16 protein-coding genes are annotated in these 16,476 nt (G+C 68.6%); 2 read left to right on the top strand and 14 right to left on the bottom strand.

Going from position 1 to position 16,476, the window contains the following annotated elements:
• Positions 1-7 precede the first annotated feature (7 nt).
• Entirely contained in the window at positions 8-286 is a 279-nt protein-coding gene (locus HWX00_RS13200; RefSeq protein WP_006405309.1) for a DUF4148 domain-containing protein, read from the bottom strand.
• 163 nt (positions 287-449) lie between these two features.
• Positions 450-791: a hypothetical protein gene (locus HWX00_RS37375; RefSeq protein ID WP_404823792.1), complete on the bottom strand. Its 342-nt coding sequence runs from the start codon at positions 789-791 to the stop codon at positions 450-452.
• A gap of 26 nt (positions 792-817) precedes the next feature.
• On the opposite strand from HWX00_RS37375, the gene HWX00_RS36800 reads away from it, so the two are divergent.
• Both HWX00_RS36800 and HWX00_RS13215 read left to right on the top strand, forming a co-directional pair.
• The gene (locus HWX00_RS36800; protein WP_049035251.1) at positions 818-1,024 is read left to right on the top strand and encodes a hypothetical protein; all 207 of its coding nucleotides are present in this window, start codon (positions 818-820) and stop codon (positions 1,022-1,024) included.
• A 426-nt stretch (positions 1,025-1,450) separates the two neighbouring features.
• Positions 1,451-1,768: a lactate dehydrogenase gene (locus HWX00_RS13215; RefSeq protein ID WP_175026824.1), complete on the top strand. Its 318-nt coding sequence runs from the start codon at positions 1,451-1,453 to the stop codon at positions 1,766-1,768.
• Between the two features lie 190 nt (positions 1,769-1,958).
• Here the strand turns inward: HWX00_RS13215 and HWX00_RS13220 are convergent, their stop codons facing one another.
• The 12 genes from HWX00_RS13220 to HWX00_RS13275 form a co-directional block, all read right to left on the bottom strand.
• Positions 1,959-3,311 (bottom strand): TRAP transporter large permease, encoded by a 1,353-nt coding sequence (locus tag HWX00_RS13220; RefSeq protein WP_034191857.1) that lies wholly within the window; start codon positions 3,309-3,311, stop codon positions 1,959-1,961.
• A 4-nt stretch (positions 3,312-3,315) separates the two neighbouring features.
• Complete coding sequence (locus tag HWX00_RS13225) at positions 3,316-3,888, bottom strand: TRAP transporter small permease (protein ID WP_059562500.1); 573 nt, start codon at positions 3,886-3,888, stop codon at positions 3,316-3,318.
• Positions 3,885-4,871 carry a TRAP transporter substrate-binding protein gene (locus tag HWX00_RS13230; protein ID WP_175026825.1) on the bottom strand — a complete coding sequence of 329 codons (987 nt, stop codon included), beginning with the start codon at positions 4,869-4,871 and terminating at the stop codon, positions 3,885-3,887. Before HWX00_RS13230 ends, HWX00_RS13225 begins: the two co-directional genes overlap by 4 nt.
• 555 nt (positions 4,872-5,426) lie before the next feature.
• The gene (locus tag HWX00_RS13235) at positions 5,427-6,614 is read right to left on the bottom strand and encodes a M20 aminoacylase family protein (RefSeq protein WP_175026826.1); all 1,188 of its coding nucleotides are present in this window, start codon (positions 6,612-6,614) and stop codon (positions 5,427-5,429) included.
• A 67-nt stretch (positions 6,615-6,681) separates the two neighbouring features.
• Positions 6,682-8,139 carry an aldehyde dehydrogenase family protein gene (locus HWX00_RS13240; RefSeq protein ID WP_175026827.1) on the bottom strand — a complete coding sequence of 486 codons (1,458 nt, stop codon included), beginning with the start codon at positions 8,137-8,139 and terminating at the stop codon, positions 6,682-6,684.
• Positions 8,136-9,413, bottom strand: coding sequence for an NAD(P)/FAD-dependent oxidoreductase (locus HWX00_RS13245; RefSeq protein WP_175026828.1), 1,278 nt, complete (start codon positions 9,411-9,413; stop codon positions 8,136-8,138). Before HWX00_RS13245 ends, HWX00_RS13240 begins: the two co-directional genes overlap by 4 nt.
• A 93-nt stretch (positions 9,414-9,506) precedes the next feature.
• Entirely contained in the window at positions 9,507-10,832 is a 1,326-nt protein-coding gene (locus HWX00_RS13250) for an NAD(P)/FAD-dependent oxidoreductase (RefSeq protein WP_027791938.1), read from the bottom strand.
• Positions 10,833-10,834: 2 nt separating this feature from the next.
• Positions 10,835-11,569 carry a cupin domain-containing protein gene (locus tag HWX00_RS13255; RefSeq protein WP_034191863.1) on the bottom strand — a complete coding sequence of 245 codons (735 nt, stop codon included), beginning with the start codon at positions 11,567-11,569 and terminating at the stop codon, positions 10,835-10,837.
• A gap of 118 nt (positions 11,570-11,687) precedes the next feature.
• Positions 11,688-12,119: a helix-turn-helix domain-containing protein gene (locus tag HWX00_RS13260; protein ID WP_027791940.1), complete on the bottom strand. Its 432-nt coding sequence runs from the start codon at positions 12,117-12,119 to the stop codon at positions 11,688-11,690.
• 24 nt (positions 12,120-12,143) lie between these two features.
• Positions 12,144-13,421 carry an NAD(P)/FAD-dependent oxidoreductase gene (locus HWX00_RS13265; RefSeq protein ID WP_034192031.1) on the bottom strand — a complete coding sequence of 426 codons (1,278 nt, stop codon included), beginning with the start codon at positions 13,419-13,421 and terminating at the stop codon, positions 12,144-12,146.
• 196 nt (positions 13,422-13,617) lie between these two features.
• Positions 13,618-15,492 carry an ABC transporter ATP-binding protein gene (locus tag HWX00_RS13270; protein WP_034191864.1) on the bottom strand — a complete coding sequence of 625 codons (1,875 nt, stop codon included), beginning with the start codon at positions 15,490-15,492 and terminating at the stop codon, positions 13,618-13,620.
• Entirely contained in the window at positions 15,492-16,448 is a 957-nt protein-coding gene (locus HWX00_RS13275; protein WP_034191865.1) for an ABC transporter permease, read from the bottom strand. The genes HWX00_RS13270 and HWX00_RS13275 overlap by 1 nt, the downstream gene beginning before the upstream one ends.
• Between the last annotated feature and the right edge of the window lie 28 nt (positions 16,449-16,476).

Below are 16,476 nucleotides of genomic sequence, written 5' to 3' on the forward strand. Positions count from 1 at the left end.
TCCCCGCTTACTGCGCGCTGGCGGCCGGTACGGACACCGACGCGGTCGCCGTGCTCTGCTCGCCATGCGCAATTGCATAGAGTTCGCGATTGCGCGCGATCGTCTGCGTGCTCGGCGGATAGTCCCAGTTCGACGTCGGCACGGTGCCGTCACGCTGTGCCTGAACGAGATCGGCGATCACGTCGGCGCGGGTCGGACCCGATGACGACGTCTGTGCGAAAGCGGCCATCGGCGTGCCGATGGCGAGGGCGAGCAGCGCGGCAGCTGCGATCAATCTGCGATTCATGATGAAACTCCCCAGAACGGTTCGATGAGGACGCATCGTCGATGCGCCGCCGGCGGAACCGCGGATGCGATTCGCCGCCTGACGCTTTCATTCTGGTGATCGCGACCGGCACGACGCTGACGCCCGGATGACAATCCTGAAATCCGCCGCATCGCGCGCAGGTTCACGACGACGATAATCGACCTGCGCGGGCTGGCCGATCGGCGGCGGTACCCGAACGCGCGCCAATGCGAAACCGGCACCCGCCCGAAGACGGCCTGTCCTTCGTCACGCCGTCCGCCCGGGCGCGGCCGGCCAACGTCGGCGTGCTGGCCGAGTTCTTCGTCGCGAAGCTGACCGCGACCGGGTGGCGCGCCGGCAGCGTGTCGGGCCGCCCGACGATCAGCCGGCCGAGCGGGACGATCGACTGCCGCAGCCGGTCGGCGGGCAGGCTCGCGAGCGCGGCGCGAGACGCGGCAGGCACCGGGTCCACGAAATTGACGTCCGGACGGAAGCACGGCGACACGATCGCATCGAAGATGCGGTGGCACGATGCTGCCGGCCGCGCAGGCGCGCTTCGAGAATGCGGCGCCCGCGCGCCGCCCGTTCGACCATGGCGCGTTCTTCGCGACCGGCATCTTCGTGATGGCGTTGACGGCGATCGGCCTCGACTCGACGACCACCGCGATCGCGTCGCTGCGCGAACGCAATACGTTCAAGCTGTACGTGTGCTTACCCGTCTCGCGCGGATGGCGATGATCGCGCTGCAGGCGCTCGTGCTCATGACGGTCGCGCGCAGTCGCTCACGGCCGCCGAACTCGCGTGCAACGTCACCGACTACCCGCTGCCGTTCTTCAGCGACCTGACGATCCCGATGCACGACGCGTCGCCACGCTGTTTCGACGAAGGAAAGACACCAATGACATCGAGCAATCCCATAACCGGCTACCTGCTGCACGCAAGCAACCTCCTGCCCTCGATCGTGCTCCTGTTCTACGGGCGGCTCCGCCCCGCCCAGCCGGACCTGCGCGGGACGCACGCGTTCCTGATCGGCGACATGCTCGCGCTCGTGCACGGCGCCTGGCCGATCCGTCGCGCGAAACGCAACAGCATCGCGATCGGCATCGACCTGTTCTTCGTGATCGGCGCGGCGCTGGCGCTGGTGTCGCCGGCAGGTAGCCGTCTGTGGGGCGACTGTGGAGCGAGGAACTCGGGCTGGCCGCGACGCCCGTCCGCGTGCTGGTGGTCGGCATCATGCGTACCGCGTGGCCGGACGGCGGTTTCGTCGACGGCACGTTCGTCGACCATGCGCGTGCACGCTCGCTGTCGCTCGTGCTGCTCGCCGTCACGGCCGTCGCGCTCGCGGTGTCGATCACGATGCGGCACAGCCCGCTGTGGGGCGGCGTCGGGCCGGTCAATATCGCGTACGCGCAGCGGCAGCTTGCCGCCGCCGTCCCGCACGCCGTCGACCCGCCGGGCCTGATCGGACGGGTCCGCTACTGACACGCCGGTTCGCGGCGCCACGGAGAATGTCGCATGACGTTTCGACAGCCGCGCGGCCCGGGCACCGCGTCCGAACCGGACGCCGATCCCCGGCTTGCCGGCATCCGGGCCACGCTGTCCGATTCGGGGCGGTCGTGAACGTGCGCGGCGTGGCTGACGTGATCACGCCGCCGCCGCACGATCACGCGCGTCAGAACACCGCGTGCCCGCTGATCAGGCTCGGCAGCCAGGTCGAGAAAAACGGCATGTACGTGACGATGTTGATCGCACTGAAGATCGCGAGGTAGTACGGCCACGCCATCTTCGTGGTCTCGCCGATCGACACGTTGCCGATCGCGCAGCCGACGAACTGCACCGACCCGATCGGCGGATGCACGAGGCCGAGCGAGCAGTTCAGCAGCAGCATGATCCCGAACTGCACCGGCCCGACGCCGCACGCCATCGCGATCGGCAGGAACAGCGGTGTCGTGATCAGGATGTGCGCGGCCATGTCGACGAACGTGCCGAGAAACACCTGGATGATGTTGATGTACAGCAGCATCAGCCACGGCGCGGCGGTCGACTGCTTGAGTAGCCCTTCGATCGCATCCGGAATCTCCAGGTACGACATCTGGAAGCGCAGCATGTTGGACACCGCGATCAGCAGCAGCACGACGCCCGTCGTGCGCGCCGCATGCGACAGCGCGCGGCGCAGCTTCGCGGCCGTCAGCGTGCGGTAGACGAGCGCGGTCAGCACGAGCGAGTACACGACGGCGATCGCGGCCGCTTCGGTCGCGGTGGCGATGCCCTTCGCGACGCACACGAGGATGATCGCGATCACCATCAGCCCGGGCACCGCGCCGACGAAGCTGCGCAGCACCGCATACCAGCCGGGAAACGCGGGCAGCGCGGACGAGCCGTCCTCGCGGCGCGGGTAGCCGTGACGCACGGCCTGCCAGTACGCGGCGGCGAGCACGAAGCCCATCACCCACAGCACCGGCAGCAGCCCCGAGAACAGCAGGTCGCCGATCGACACGCCGCTCACCGGCTGGCCGTGCAGCATGCCGGTGATGCCCTGCGCGGCGAACGCGTAGATGATCATGTTGGTCGACGTCGGCATCAGCGCGCCGGCGAGCGACGCGTGCGTCGTCACGTTGACCGCGTACGCGGCGCTGTAGCCTTCGCGCTTCATCAGCGGAATCACCACGCCGCCCATCGCGGACGTATCGGCGGTCGGCGAGCCCGACACGCCGCCGAACAGCGTGCACGCGACGACGTTCGCCATCCCGAGGCCGCCGCGGAAATGGCCGACGGTCGCCTGCGCGAAGCGCAGGATCCGGTCCGCGATGCCGCCGTGCAGCATCAGTTCGCCGGAGAAGATGAAGAACGGCACCGCGAGGAACGAGAACGCGTTCATCCCCGAGATCATCGCCTGCATCGCGGTCGCGATCGGCAGGCCTTCGACCATGTAGGTCAGCACGCAGGCTATCCCGAGCGCGAACGACACGGGCACGCCGAGGACGAGAAAAATCAGAAAACTGACGGACAGGATCGCGAGTTCCATGGCGTTATTGTCCCGACGAAGAACGACGAAGCGCGAGCAGGTGCTCGAGCGAGAAGAGGATGATCGCAACCGCCGCGGGCATCGCGATCAGGTAGCGCACGCCTTCGGGCAGCCCGATGATCGGGATGCGGTCGCCCATCGTCTCGGCGGCCATGCTGCCGCAGCCGACCATGATCATCACCGCGAACGCCATCAGGCTCAGGTGCTGGATCCCGATGACCACGTTGCGCGCCTTCGGCGACAGCCGGCGCACGAGCGAATCGAGGCCGATATGGCCGCCGTCGCGCACCTTCATCGCCGCGCCGAACATCGCGATCACGATCACGAGCAGCAGCGCGATCGGCTCGACGAAATCCGGCGCGTTCTCGAACACGTAGCGCATCACGACCGCGTAGAACACCAGCACCGTGAGCACCGCGAGGCACGCCGACGCGATCACGGCCAGCACGCGGAACAGCACGTCGTTCACGCAGCGCAGGAGTGGCGCGGCATGCGGCCGCGCCGGCCCGGCGCCGTCCGGGGCCGAGGCCGACGAGCCGCCGGCCGCGGCGCCGTTCAGGGAAGTGCGACGCGTCACTTGGTGGCCTCGATCTCGTCGACGATCTGCTTCATCTGCGGCGTCTTTTCATACTTCGTCCACAGCGGCTGCATCGCCTTCACGAACGCCGCGCGGTCGATCTGCGCGGCCGGCAGGATCTTCGCGCCGCCCTTCGTCACCATCTGCTGCGCGGACGCCTCGCGCGCGGTCCACAGCTTCTGGTAGTACGGCACCGAATCGGCCGCCGCCTTCCGGATCGCCACCTGCTCCTGCGGCGACAGCGTGTCCCAGATCTTCTTCGAGAACACCAGCACTTCCGGCGTCATCGCGTGCTGCGTCTCCGAGTAATCGGGCGCCACTTCGTAGTGCTTGGTTTCCTCGTACGACGGCAGGTTGTTTTCCGCCGCGTCGACGAGGCCCGTCTTCAGGCCCGTGTACACCTCGGCGAACGGCATCGGCGTCGGCGTGCCGCCCATCGCCTTGATCTCGTCGACCATCAGGTCGGACGGTTGCACGCGCACCTTCAGCCCCTTCATGTCGGCCGGCGTGCGCACCGGGCGCTTCGCGTAGATCGAGCGCGCGCCGCTCTCGTAGAACGTCAGCGCGATCATCCCCTTCGCGCTGAACGCATCGAGGATCTTCTGGCCGGCCGGGCCGTACATCGCCTTGCGGAAATGGTCGACGTCGCGGAACAGGAACGGAAACGACGGGATCAGCGATTCCGGCACGATCTCGTTGAACGACGCGCCGTTCACCCGCGCCATGTCGATCGCGCCGATCCGCACCTGGTCGACCGTGTCCTTCTCCGAGCCCAGCGCGCTGTTGCCGAACACCTTGATCGAATCCTTCCCGCCCGTCGCCTTCGACAGCTCGTCGCCCATGAACTTCACGGCCATGTTGGTCGGGAAGTTGTCGCCGTGCACGTCCGCCGAGCGGAACACGCGCGCCTGCGCGGACATCGCGAAGCCGGCCATCAATGCGACGGCCAGGACGGTACGAGAGCCGGTGAATCGGTGCTTCATGGTGAGTCTCCTTGATGGTCGATCGTTGTTGTGCGGCGATCCGTCGGCAGGCACATGCGTCGGCGAGACGCTCCGCTGAACCGCAGAGTCATACGTCGTATGACGTGTCGAGCGAATGTACGTCGGTTAACCGTTTAACTCACTTGGTGCATACCCCTATGACCGTTACCATCAAGGGTTTTTGGCGTGAATCGGGGAATCGTTTCCTCTGTTTTTGCGCGTTTTTGGCGAAACGTTTTCCGGAAACGGGGCGGGATTCGGATCGAACAGGGGCGGGGCGATTTCCTGACGGCCAATCGCCTTCTTTCGTAGTGCCCCGTCTTGTTATAGGATGACTGACCACGGTGCGACCACGTCGACGCACTTTGCCGACCAAGTCCGAGCGTGCTCGGCCGGCTTGCCGCCTTGCCCGCGACGGCGGCGGCGGCGGCACTCACCGCGTGCGGCGGCGGCGATTCGAGCGCCCGCCGCGCGCCAACCGGGCGTCAATGCCCGGTTGGCGAATACCCCTTCAACGTGATCGGGCTGTCGACTGCCTCGACCTCGCGCCTGCCGTCACGGCGAGCGCCTGAAATAATGCTGCGCCAGCGCGACCCAATAGAGGACGCCCGCCGGAATGATGTCGTCGTTGAAGTCGTATTTCGGGTGATGCAGCGACGGGGCATCCGTTCCGGCCGGCGCATTGCCGATCAGCACGTAAGCGCCGGGCCGCTCTTCCAGCATGAAGCCGAAGTCTTCGGACGTCATGTTCGGCGGCACGTCGCGCAACAGGCGGTCGTCGCCGAACGTGTCGCGAACGACCGTTTCGCACAGCGCCGTCTCGGCCGGCGTGTTGACGGTCGCCGGATAGTACTGGAAGAACTCGACATCGACCTGCGCCCCATGCGCGGCGGCCAGCCCTTCGCATACGAGCCGGACATCGCGCTGCAGCCGTTGCTGCAATTCGGACGACAGCGTGCGAATCGTCCCGCGCAGCTCCGCGCTGTCCGGAATGACGTTGTCCGTCGTGCCCGCCTGGAACATGCAGACGGAAATGACGGCCGGATCGACCGGATCCTTGTGCCGCGCGGCGATGGTCTGGCACTGCAGCACCATCGCGCACGCGAGCGGCACCGGATCGATGCCCAGGTGCGGTTGAGCCGCGTGCGCGCCCTTGCCGGTGACCGTGATCCGGAAACGGGAACCCGCGGCCATGATCGGGCCGGTGCGCATCCCGAAATGCCCGGCCGGCAGGCCGGGCCAGTTGTGCATGCCGAATACGGCTTCCGTCGGGTAGCGATCGAACAGCCCGTCGTCGATCATCTTGCGCGCGCCCGCGCCGCCCTCTTCCCCGGGCTGAAACACGAAATGCACGGCGCCCGGCAGCTGCGGCAAGTCCTTCAGGATGCGCGCGGCGCCGAGCAGCATGACGGTATGGCCGTCGTGCCCGCACGCATGCATGATTCCGTGCGTGCACGACGCATGCGCGAAGTCGTTCGCTTCGTGAATCGGCAATGCATCCAGATCCGCGCGCAGCACGATGCCGCGGCGCGGGTCCGCGCCGGGCAGGCTCGCGACGACGCCCGTGCCGCCGAGCCCGCGCGACACCGCGTAGCCGAGCGCCTCGAGCTCGCGGGCGACGACGTCGGCCGTCCGGTGTTCCTCGAATCGCAGTTCGGGGTGCGCATGCAGATCGCGGCGCAATGTCGCCCAGTGCGCGTGATGCAGGTCCAGCGACGTGTCGGGGATGACGATGTTTTCCAAGTCGGCACCTCTGCCAGGCAAACCGGTTCAAATCGGGACCGCCGCCGCATCGCGTGCGGCGACAGCTTCAGTCGTCGAATCCGAGGATCGACTTGATTTCCATGTATTCCTCCATCCCTTCGATCCCGTACTCGCGGCCGTTGCCCGACTGCTTGTATCCGCCGAACGGCGCCTGCGGATCCCACGCCGGGTAGTTCAGGTGTACCTGGCCGGCCCGGATGCGCGCGGCCACCGCGCGCGCCTGCGCCTTGTCGGTGCCCTGCACATGCGCGCCCAGCCCGTAGACCGTGTCGTTCGCAATGGCGATCGCCTCGTCCACGGTATCGTAGGGAAGAATCGCGAGCACCGGACCGAAGATCTCCTGCTGCGCGATCGTCATGTCGGTGCGAACGTCGGAGAAAATCGTCGGCCGCGCATAAAAGCCCTTGTCGAACCCTTCCGGCCGGCCGGGACCGCCGGCGATCAGCTTCGCCCGTTCGTCGAGGCCCACGTCGATCATCTGCGCGACCCGGCCGAATTGCGCGCGATTGGCAAGCGGCCCGTGCGTCGTCGTCTCCGCGAACGGATCGCCGACCACCAGTTTCTGCGCGGCCGCGAGAGCCAGCGCCTCGACCGTGCCGAGCAGGTTGCGCGGCACGATCATGCGGGTCGGCGCGCTGCACGACTGCCCCATGTTCCGGAACGCGGCGGCCACGCCGGGCGCAATGGCCCGCTGCAGGTCCGCATCCGGCAAGACGATGTTCGGCGACTTGCCGCCCAGCTCCTGCGCGACGCGCTTGACGGTCGGCGCCGCCGCCTGCGCCACCAGCACGCCGGCACGCGTCGAGCCGGTGATCGACACCATGTCGACTTCCGGGTGCGAAGACAGCGCGGCGCCCACCACCGCGCCGTCGCCGCTCACCAGGTTGAATACGCCCACGGGCACGCCCGCATCGGCGATCACTTCCGCGAACAGCAGCGCGCTGAGCGGCGACAGCTCGCTGGGTTTCAGCACGACCGTACAGCCGGCCGCGAGCGCCGGGCCGACCTTCGCCGTGATCTGGTAGATCGGCCAGTTCCACGGCGTGATCAGCGCGCACACGCCGATCGGCTCGCGCACGATCGCGGTCGTTCCCCGCCGCGAGACGAACGGATAACGCGCGAGATTGTCGCGCGCGACGCGGATATGCTCGGCCGCGAGCGGCACGTGCGCGGCGCGCGCATAGCTGATCGGCGCGCCCATTTCCGTGGCCAGCGCCGCGGCGAACAGCTCCGCGCGCTCCAGCATCAACGCATGCACGCGATCGAGCAGCGCGGCGCGCGCCTGCGGCGACGTGGCCGCCCACGGTTCGAAGGCCCTGCGCGCGGCGCTGACGGCCCGGTCGGCGTCACGCGCGTTGCCGAGCGGGATCTCGCACAGTCCGTCTTCGGTGGACGGGCTGACGACCACGAACCGGTCGCCGCCGTCGGGCACGACCCAGTCGCCGTCGATGAAGAGGCGATCGAGCCTTCCGTTTTGCATCAGGTGAACAACAGGAGAATTCATTGCAGCGTGTCCTTGAGTCGATACCAGGCACCGACGAACGGCAGGAACCAGGGTTTGCCGAAGTGCCCGGGAATGGCCGGCCAGTCGAAGTCTTTCCAGGGGTTGAGATCCGCGCGCCCGTCCATGATCTCCGCCATCAGCGTGCCCATCAGCGTGGCCATGTGCGTGCCGTGGCCGCTATAGCCCATCGCGTAGTACACGCCGTCGCGCTCGCCCGCGCGCGGTAGTCGGTTGGCGGTCATGTCGACCATCCCGCCCCAACAGTAGTCGATGCGTACGCCGGCCAGTTCGGGAAACACGGCGGCCAGCTGCTGCCGCAGGATCGCCCCGCTCTTTTCGTCCGAACGCGGGTTCGACGCGGCGAACCGCGCGCGGCCGCCGAACAGCATCCGGTTGTCGGGCGTGACGCGAAAGAAATTGACGAAGTTCTTCGTGTCGGTGACCATCCGGCGCGTCGGCAACAGCCGGTCGAGCAGGTCGTCCGGCAACGGCTCGGTGACGATGATGAACGCACCGACCGGCACGATCCTGCGGCGAATCCAGCCGAACGGGCCGACCTGCGAAATGCCGCTCGCGAGCAGCACCTGGCGCGCACGGATCTCGCCGAGCGGCGTACGCGCCGCGTAAGCGCCGCCCGCTTGCCGCTTCAGCCCGAGCACCGGCGCATGCTCGAGGACGTGCGCGCCGCGCGCTTGCGCGGCGCGTGCCAGGCCGCGCACGTAACGGCCGACGTGCATCCCGGCACTCTTGCCGAACAGCAGCCCGCCGTGATAACGGTCCGAGCCGATCTCGTCACGCAGCTCGGCTTTCGTCACCATGCGCGTGTCGGGGTCCACGCTCGCCGCGAGCAGTGCCTGACTTCGCGCGAGCTTGTCGTAATGCTCAGGTTTCGCCGCGAGCTTGAGCTTGCCGCGGCGCACGAAATCGCAATCGATCGACTCCTCCCTGACCAGCCGCTCGACCGTGTCGACGCCTGCGTCGAACGCGCGATAGAGCCGATTGGCCAGTTCCGTGCCGATGCGCTGCGATAGCGCCGCGTAATCCTGCGCGAAGCCGTTGTTGCACATACCGCCGTTGCGTCCCGATGCCGCCTGCCCGACGGTGCCCGCCTCGCAGACGATCACGCGCGCCCCTTTCCTGGCCAGCGCCAGTGCGGCCGCCGAGCCGGTGATCCCGCCGCCCACCACCAGCACGTCGCAACTGCCGTCGCGCAACGCCGACGAGTTGCTCGCGAATGGCTCCGACGTATCGAGCCAGTAGGAACCGAAACGCATCCGTCACTCCCAGGTGGCCGCGCCGGACGGTCAGGCCGGCGAAGGTTCGCCGCGCCGGTCCGGCCGCTCGCGTGCGAGCGTCGCGGCCTTGCATCAGAAATCGGCGACCTTGCCCCATGCGGAATCGCTGAACCGGGCCGGCTGGTACGGCACCGGATCGACCAGCGGCGGCGCGCCCGTCGCAAGATCCGCGATCAGGTGCCCGGCGCCCGGCCCGATCCCGAAGCCGTGGCCGGAAAAGCCCGCCGCGAGGATCAGCCCCGGCACGCCCGGCACTTCGCCGATGCCCGGCACGCCGTCCGGCGTGCTGTCGACGAACCCGGCCCACGCGTGCGTGATCTTCGCGTCGCGAAGTTCGGGCATCAGTTCGACGGCGCGGCGGTAGGTTTCGTGGACCGTCGACATGTCCGGCTTCGGATCCAGGATGCGGACCGCCTCCATCGGCGTCGGCGCATCGAGGCGCCAGCGCTTCAGCGTTTCATGACCACCGCGCAGCCCTTCGAGCCCGCCCGGCAGCAGATTGCGCCAGCGCTTCGCGAACATCGGCACGAATTGCGGCGCGAATCGCAGGAACTGCGGCGTCAGGTCCACCCGAGCGCGGCCGCTGATCGCCAGCGCGTAGCGTCCGTCGCTGCGGCGCGTCACGGACACGCCGGACGTGTACATCGCATCCGGCAGCGGATGCTCGACCGGCGACACGCTCAGGATCGACTGACGGATCGACGCCTGCGGAAAACGGATGCCGAGCTGGCGGCAGAACGACGACGCCCAGGCGCCGCCCGCGAGCACGACGGTCTTGGTCTTGATCACGCCGGACTCCGTGACGACGGCGCTCACGCGTCCGCCCTCGCGTTCGATGCCGCGCGCCGCGCAGTACTGGTGGACACTGCCGCCGAGCTTCATCAGCGCGGCGGCGACGGCCGGCGCGGCCTTTTCCGGGTCGGCCGTGCCATCGGTCGGCGAAAACACGCCGCCTTTCCACGGCCGCCCGGTCGCGTGCCCGCGCTCGGTGGCCTGCTTGCCGTCGAGCATGTACGTCGCCACGCCCGCCGTCTTCGCGAACTCGCCCCAGCTGGCCCAGCGGGCCAGCTCGGCCTCGTCATTGCTCAGGTACAACAGGCCGCAGCGATGAAAACCCGTGTCCTCGCCCGATTCGATCGCGAATCGTTCCCACAGGTCGATGCTCTTGCTTGCCATCGGCAACTCGCGCGCATCGCGGTTCTGCTGCCGGCACCAGCCCCAGTTGCGGCTCGACTGCTCGGCGCCGATGCGCCCCTTCTCGACGAGCGCGACCGATACGCCGCGCCGGGCCAGATAGTAGGCGGTGAAGACGCCGATGATGCCGCCGCCGATCACGACGACATCGGCCGAAGCCGGCAGCGTGGCCGGGGTTTCGATATGGCGTAGCGGAGGAGTCATGCTCAGGCTCGCTCGGTGGATGCGTTGACGTTTTGCACGACGTAGAACTTCGCCACGCGTTCGCTGCTTTCCCACCCGATCGGCGTGCCTTGCGGCACGAACAGCGCATCGCCGGCGCCGAGCGACAGCACGCTGCCGTCCGGCGCGGCGAACCGTACGTCGCCGTCCAGCAGGAACATGAATTCGTTCACGCGATGCGGCCGGACGATCCGGTGATAGGGCGTCGAATCCCATGTGCCCGCGCAGTACGCGGCGCCGTCGTCGACGAACACGTTGTCGCTGCGGCACTGCGGCGCCGGGCCGAGCAGCACCTCCGCCGGCAGCGTGGCCGACGGCTTGAAGTCGGCATCGGCTCGCAGCGCGAACACGCCGCGCCGGGTCGGTGCCGCGCACGCGGCGGCGCAGAACGTGAACAGCACGCGCGATGCCGCGGTCACGCGCAGCGCCGTGCCGCCGCCGATCACGGCCCCGTCTCCCGGGCCCAGCACCAGCGGCGCGGCGCCGGCCGCTTCGAGCGTCAGCTCGCCCTCGATGATCGCGATGGTTTCGATGTGCGGAAAGCTCGCCACGTCGAGTTCGCCGGTGAACGCGACACGTCCGGCGGCCATCGCGTCGGGACCTTCCCACGCGATCTCCCGGGCTTGCGCGAAAGGATCGTTCGCGCCGAACGCCTGCTGGCGAAATACGGTTGACGAAGGCGCGCCATCGGCGCGGTGCAACACGAAAACTGCGGTCATATCTGCTCCTGTGCGGCGCGCGGCGGTGCGGTTAAACACTGCCGCGCGATATCGGAAATCGTCGTTCGCCGGCTCTGCTGCCGGACCTCCCCGGCATGCGAACCGTGCGTGTGTGCGCCTACGCCGCGTGACACGACGCTTCGCGGCGCTCGGCATGCCTGCGCGTCGAAGACGTGCGCGCCGTCGCACCGCCTGCCCGCGCGACCACGTAATCGCGCGGCGTGATCCCGAGCACCCGCCGGAAATGCCGGCACAGATGGCTCTGATCGAAGAAACCGACGTCGGTCGCGACGACCGACGGCGCCAGACCGGCGCGCAACAGGTCCTGCGCACGGCGTACCCGCACCAGGCACAGATACCGGTGCGGCGACAAGCCGGTTTCGCTGCGAAAGCGCGCGGTGAAACGCGACACGCTCAATCCGGCCACCGCCGCGAGCGTGTCGAGGTTCAGCGGCTGCGCGAACGATGCATCGATCGCGCGCAGCACGTCGCCGATCGCCGGCGAGACGGGCCGCGCGACACGAGACGAGCCAACGAGTTGCACTGTCATGTCGTATCCTCCCGGGCGCTCGCTTCAGTGCAGGAAATCCTGCATCCGGTAATACGCGCCGACGAGCGGCAGGAACCACGCGTGCCCGAAATGGCCCGGTATCGCCGGCCATTCGAGCTCGCGCCACGGGTTCGACGCGGCTGCGCCATACAGCACGTCGGCCATCACGCGGCCCATGTGCACCGACATCTGCACGCCGTGGCCGCTGTAGCCCATCGAGTAATAGAGCCCGTCGTGCTGGCCCGCGCGCGGCAGCCGGTCGGCGGTGATGTCGACGAGGCCGCCCCAGCAGTAGTCGAGCCGCACGTCGGCCAGTTCCGGGAAGTAGCCGGCCATGCCGGCGCGCAGGACGTCGCCGCTTTTCGTATCCGAGCGCGGGCTCGACATCGCGAAACGCGCGCGGCCGCCGAACAGCAGCCGGTTGTCGGGCGTCACGCGGAAGTAGTTGCCGATCTGGCGCGACGTCACGTAAGCGCGGCGATGCGGGAACAGCCGGTTCAGTTGCGCGTCGGCCAGCGGCTCGGTGACGACGATGAAGCTGCCGACCGGCGCGATGCGCCGCCGGAACCACGCGAACGGGCCGTGCTGCGATGCGCCGGTCGCGACCAGCACGCGATCGGCGACGATCGTGCCGCGGGTGCTGGTGATCGAGTGACGCTCGCCGTCGAGCCGGTCGAGCTGCGTGACGGCCGCCTGCTCGTACACGCGTGCGCCGGCACGCACGGCCGCTTGCGCGAGGCCGACGCCGAACTTGCCCATGTGCATCTGCGCGCCGTTGCGCTGCAGGAGCCCGCCGTAGAAACCGTCGGATGCGATTTCATCGCGGATCCGCGACGGCTCGATCAGCTCGATGTCGGGATCGACGTCGCGGCGCAACGCATCGAAGGTCTTTTCGAGCCCGGCGAAGTGCTGCGGCTTCGCGGCGAGCTTCAGCTTGCCCGCGCGCCGGAAATCGCAATCGATCGCCTGTTCGGTCACGATCGTCTCGACGCTCTTCACCGCGCTTTCGTACGCGAGATAAAACTGCTTCGCCTGCGTGGCGCCAATGCGCGCGGCCAGCGACGCGTAGTCCTGCGCGACGCCCGTATTGCACTGGCCGCCGTTGCGGCCGGACGCCTCGCCGGCCACCTGCGCGGCTTCGAGCACGACCACCGACACGCCGCGCTGCGCGAGCGCGAGCGCCGCCGACAAGCCGGTGAAACCGCCGCCGATCACGACGACGTCGGCCCGCCCTTCGACGGGACCAACGCTTCCGGCACGAAACGCGGGGCGGGTATCCAGCCAGTACGATTCCAGTTTCATTGGATCCTTCTTGTGCATGCCGGCAATGTCGATCGGCGAACGTTCAATGAGAATCATTTAATCACCGTCAAAAACCGCAGTTGCCGCGTATTCGCGCGCGGCACGCGTGCAAATTGCCGTTTTGCGCGACCGCCGCAGCAGACTATGCGGCGGGCCGTCCACCGCACCGCGCGATGAACGGTTCGCGCGCCTCGCACTACAGCTGTACCGGCGCGACGCCAGCGGAAATCGGCTCCGCCTGGAAGCGCGCGAGATCTTCCTCGCTGCGATGGCACAGCACCTGCGCGCCGTTCCCGAGCGTGCGCAGCGACGGGGCCGTGCGGTTGCACACGCCGTCCACACGCATCGCGCAGCGCGACAGGAACGGACACAGCTCGGCCTCGTTCTCGCGCTCGCCGATCGGCACCAGCGGCCGGTGGCAACGCTCGGCCGCATCGTCGAGCCAGCCCGCGCGCAACTCCGGCGCGGACGACACCAGCAAGTGCGAATACGGGTGATAAGGCGGCGCGCACAGCGCGTCGCGGCTGCCCGTCTCCACGCGGCGGCCCGCATACAGCACGACGATGTCGTCGCTGATCGCGCGCACCTTCGCGATGTCGTGCGTGATGAACACGTACGACACGCCGAGCTTCGCCTGCAGGTCGCGCAGCAGCTCGATGATCGCGGCGCCGACCACGGTGTCGAGCGCCGACGTGACCTCGTCGCACAGGATCAGGTCGGGCTCGGCCGCGAGCGCGCGCGCGAGGTTCACGCGCTGCTTCTGGCCGCCCGACAGCTCGCCGGTACGCCGCGAGGCCACCGCCGGCGGTAGCCGCACGAGTTCGAGCAGCTCCGCGACGCGCTGCCGCGCACGCGCGCCCTTGATGCCGTGATAGAACGCGAGCGGCCGTGCGAGCGTGCGCTCGACGGTATGCACCGGGTTGAGCGCGGTATCGGCGTTCTGGAACACGATCTGCACGCGGCGGTGCTGCTCCTTGGTGCGCTTGACGATATCGAGCGCGAGCGGCTCGCCGTCGAGCAGGATCTTGCCGCCCGTCGCCGGCACGAGGCCCGCGATCACCTTCGCGAGCGTGGTCTTGCCGGAGCCCGATTCGCCGATCACGCCGACCGTCTGGCCGCGCCCGATGCGCAGGTCGACTTCGTGCAGGATCACCTTCGCGGGCCACCCTTTGGCGGTACGGCCGCCGTAGCCGGCGATCGCGCCGCGCACGTCGAGCAGCGGCGTCGGCGCGGCCGGCTCCGGTGCTTGCCCCTGCGCGTCGCGTTCGGCATCGTTCGGCGTGACCGCCGCGATCAGGCTCTGCGTGTACGGGTGCGTCGGCGCATGCAGGATCTGTTCGGTGTCGCCCGCCTCGCGGATCACACCGTCGCTCAGCACGACGATCCGGTCGGCCATCTGCGCGACCACGGCCAGGTCGTGGGACACGTACACCGCACTCATCCCGTAGCGCCGGATCACGCTCTTGAACGCCTGCAGCACGTCGATCTGCGTGGTCACGTCGAGCGCGGTGGTCGGCTCGTCGAGGATCACCAGCTCCGGATCCGTGATCAGCGCCATCGCGGCCATCAGCCGCTGCAGTTGACCGCCCGATACCTGGTGCGGATAGCGCTTGCCGATCGTCTCCGGCTCCGGCAGCGCGAGCGCGCGAAACAGCTCGATCGCCTTCGCCTGCGCGTCGCGCTTCGTCATCGTCTTGTGGATCAGCGCGCTCTCGATCACCTGGTCGAGAATCGTGCGCGACGGGTTGAACGCGGCGGCCGCGCTCTGCGCGATATACGCGACCTTGCGGCCGCGCAGCGCGGTCAGCGCCGCTGCGGAAAGCGTGCACACGTCGGTGCCGTCGAGCTTCACCGAGCCGCCGGCGATCCGGCATCCGGCGCGCGCATGGCCCATCAGCGACAGCGCGATCGTCGTCTTGCCGGAGCCCGATTCGCCGATCAGCGCGAGCACCTCGCCGCGCGCGATGTCGAAGTCGACACCGTGGACGATTGTCGTTTCCTCGCCGCCCGGCCGGCCGCCGACCACGCGCAGCCCGCGCACCTCGACGAGCGGGTTCGATTCGTGTCGCATCAGTGTCCTCCGGCGGCGCCGGCCGCGCCCTTGCGGCGGCCGCGATGCGGCAGGCCGTCGATCATCAGGTTGACGCCCACCGTCAGGATCGCGATCGCGACCGCGGGCACGATCGCGACGGCCGAGCCGTCGCCGAGGCTCGCGATGTTCTCGCGCACGAGCGAGCCGAGGTCCGCGTACGGCGGTTGCACGCCGAGCCCGAGAAAGCTCAGGCCGCTCAGCAGCAGCACGACGAACGTGAAGCGCAGCCCGGTGTCCGCCAGCATCGGGTGGATCATGTTCGGCAGCATCTCGACGCACGCGATGTACAGCGCGCTTTCGCCGCGTGCACGCGCGACCTGCACGAATTCCAGTGTGCTGATGTTGACGGCGAGCGCGCGCGCGATCCGGTACGAGCCGGGCATGTAGCTGACCGCGGCGGTAAGGACCAGCAGCGGCAACGACGAGCCGAACGCGGCGACGAACATCAGCGCGAACATCTTCGACGGAATCGACGTGAGCGCGTCGAGCAGCCGGCTCATCGTCTCGTCGACCGCGCGGCCCGACACGGTCGCGAGCAACCCGAGCGTCGTGCCGGTCACGGCGGCGAGCAGCACCGCGGCCAGCGCGAGCAGCACGGTCAGCCGCGCGCCGTACAGGATCCGGCTCAGCATGTCGCGGCCGAGGAAGTCGGAGCCGAACGGCAGCTTCGCGCTGAACGGCGCGAACACGTCCGGCGTGACGATCGCGCCGACGTCGTGCGGCGCGAGCAGCGGCGCGAACACGGCGATGAACAGCATCAGGCCGACCATCGCCAGACCGACGCGGCCGCCGGTCGTCAAGGCGATGCGCGCGGTGCGGCGCTTGCGCGGCTGGTCGGGGGCAGGCGCGGCCGGCGGCATGCTGCCCCGCCCCAGGGGCGGGTCGTCGGATGGCGGCAGCGGGCTGCTGCGTTGTACGGGTTCGATCGGTTGCATGGGCGGCATCTCGGAAGGAAGACGAAAC

Source organism: Burkholderia seminalis DSM 23518, assembly GCF_902832885.1.
GTDB classification, from domain to species: Bacteria; Pseudomonadota; Gammaproteobacteria; order Burkholderiales; family Burkholderiaceae; genus Burkholderia; species Burkholderia seminalis.

Excerpts from the sequence above, each read along its gene's own strand:
- HWX00_RS13200 (WP_006405309.1), bottom strand. The coding sequence starts at position 286 with ATGAATCGCAGATTGATCGCAGCTGCCGCGCTGCTCGCCCTCGCCATC.
- HWX00_RS36800 (WP_049035251.1), top strand. The coding sequence starts at position 818 with ATGCTGCCGGCCGCGCAGGCGCGCTTCGAGAATGCGGCGCCCGCGCGC.
- HWX00_RS13220 (WP_034191857.1), bottom strand. The coding sequence starts at position 3,311 with ATGGAACTCGCGATCCTGTCCGTCAGTTTTCTGATTTTTCTCGTCCTC.
- HWX00_RS13230 (WP_175026825.1), bottom strand. The coding sequence starts at position 4,871 with ATGAAGCACCGATTCACCGGCTCTCGTACCGTCCTGGCCGTCGCATTG.
- HWX00_RS13240 (WP_175026827.1), bottom strand. The coding sequence starts at position 8,139 with ATGAATTCTCCTGTTGTTCACCTGATGCAAAACGGAAGGCTCGATCGC.
- HWX00_RS13245 (WP_175026828.1), bottom strand. The coding sequence starts at position 9,413 with ATGCGTTTCGGTTCCTACTGGCTCGATACGTCGGAGCCATTCGCGAGC.
- HWX00_RS13250 (WP_027791938.1), bottom strand. The coding sequence starts at position 10,832 with ATGACTCCTCCGCTACGCCATATCGAAACCCCGGCCACGCTGCCGGCT.
- HWX00_RS13255 (WP_034191863.1), bottom strand. The coding sequence starts at position 11,569 with ATGACCGCAGTTTTCGTGTTGCACCGCGCCGATGGCGCGCCTTCGTCA.
- HWX00_RS13260 (WP_027791940.1), bottom strand. The coding sequence starts at position 12,119 with ATGACAGTGCAACTCGTTGGCTCGTCTCGTGTCGCGCGGCCCGTCTCG.
- HWX00_RS13265 (WP_034192031.1), bottom strand. The coding sequence starts at position 13,421 with ATGAAACTGGAATCGTACTGGCTGGATACCCGCCCCGCGTTTCGTGCC.
- HWX00_RS13270 (WP_034191864.1), bottom strand. The coding sequence starts at position 15,492 with ATGCGACACGAATCGAACCCGCTCGTCGAGGTGCGCGGGCTGCGCGTG.
- HWX00_RS13275 (WP_034191865.1), bottom strand. The coding sequence starts at position 16,448 with ATGCAACCGATCGAACCCGTACAACGCAGCAGCCCGCTGCCGCCATCC.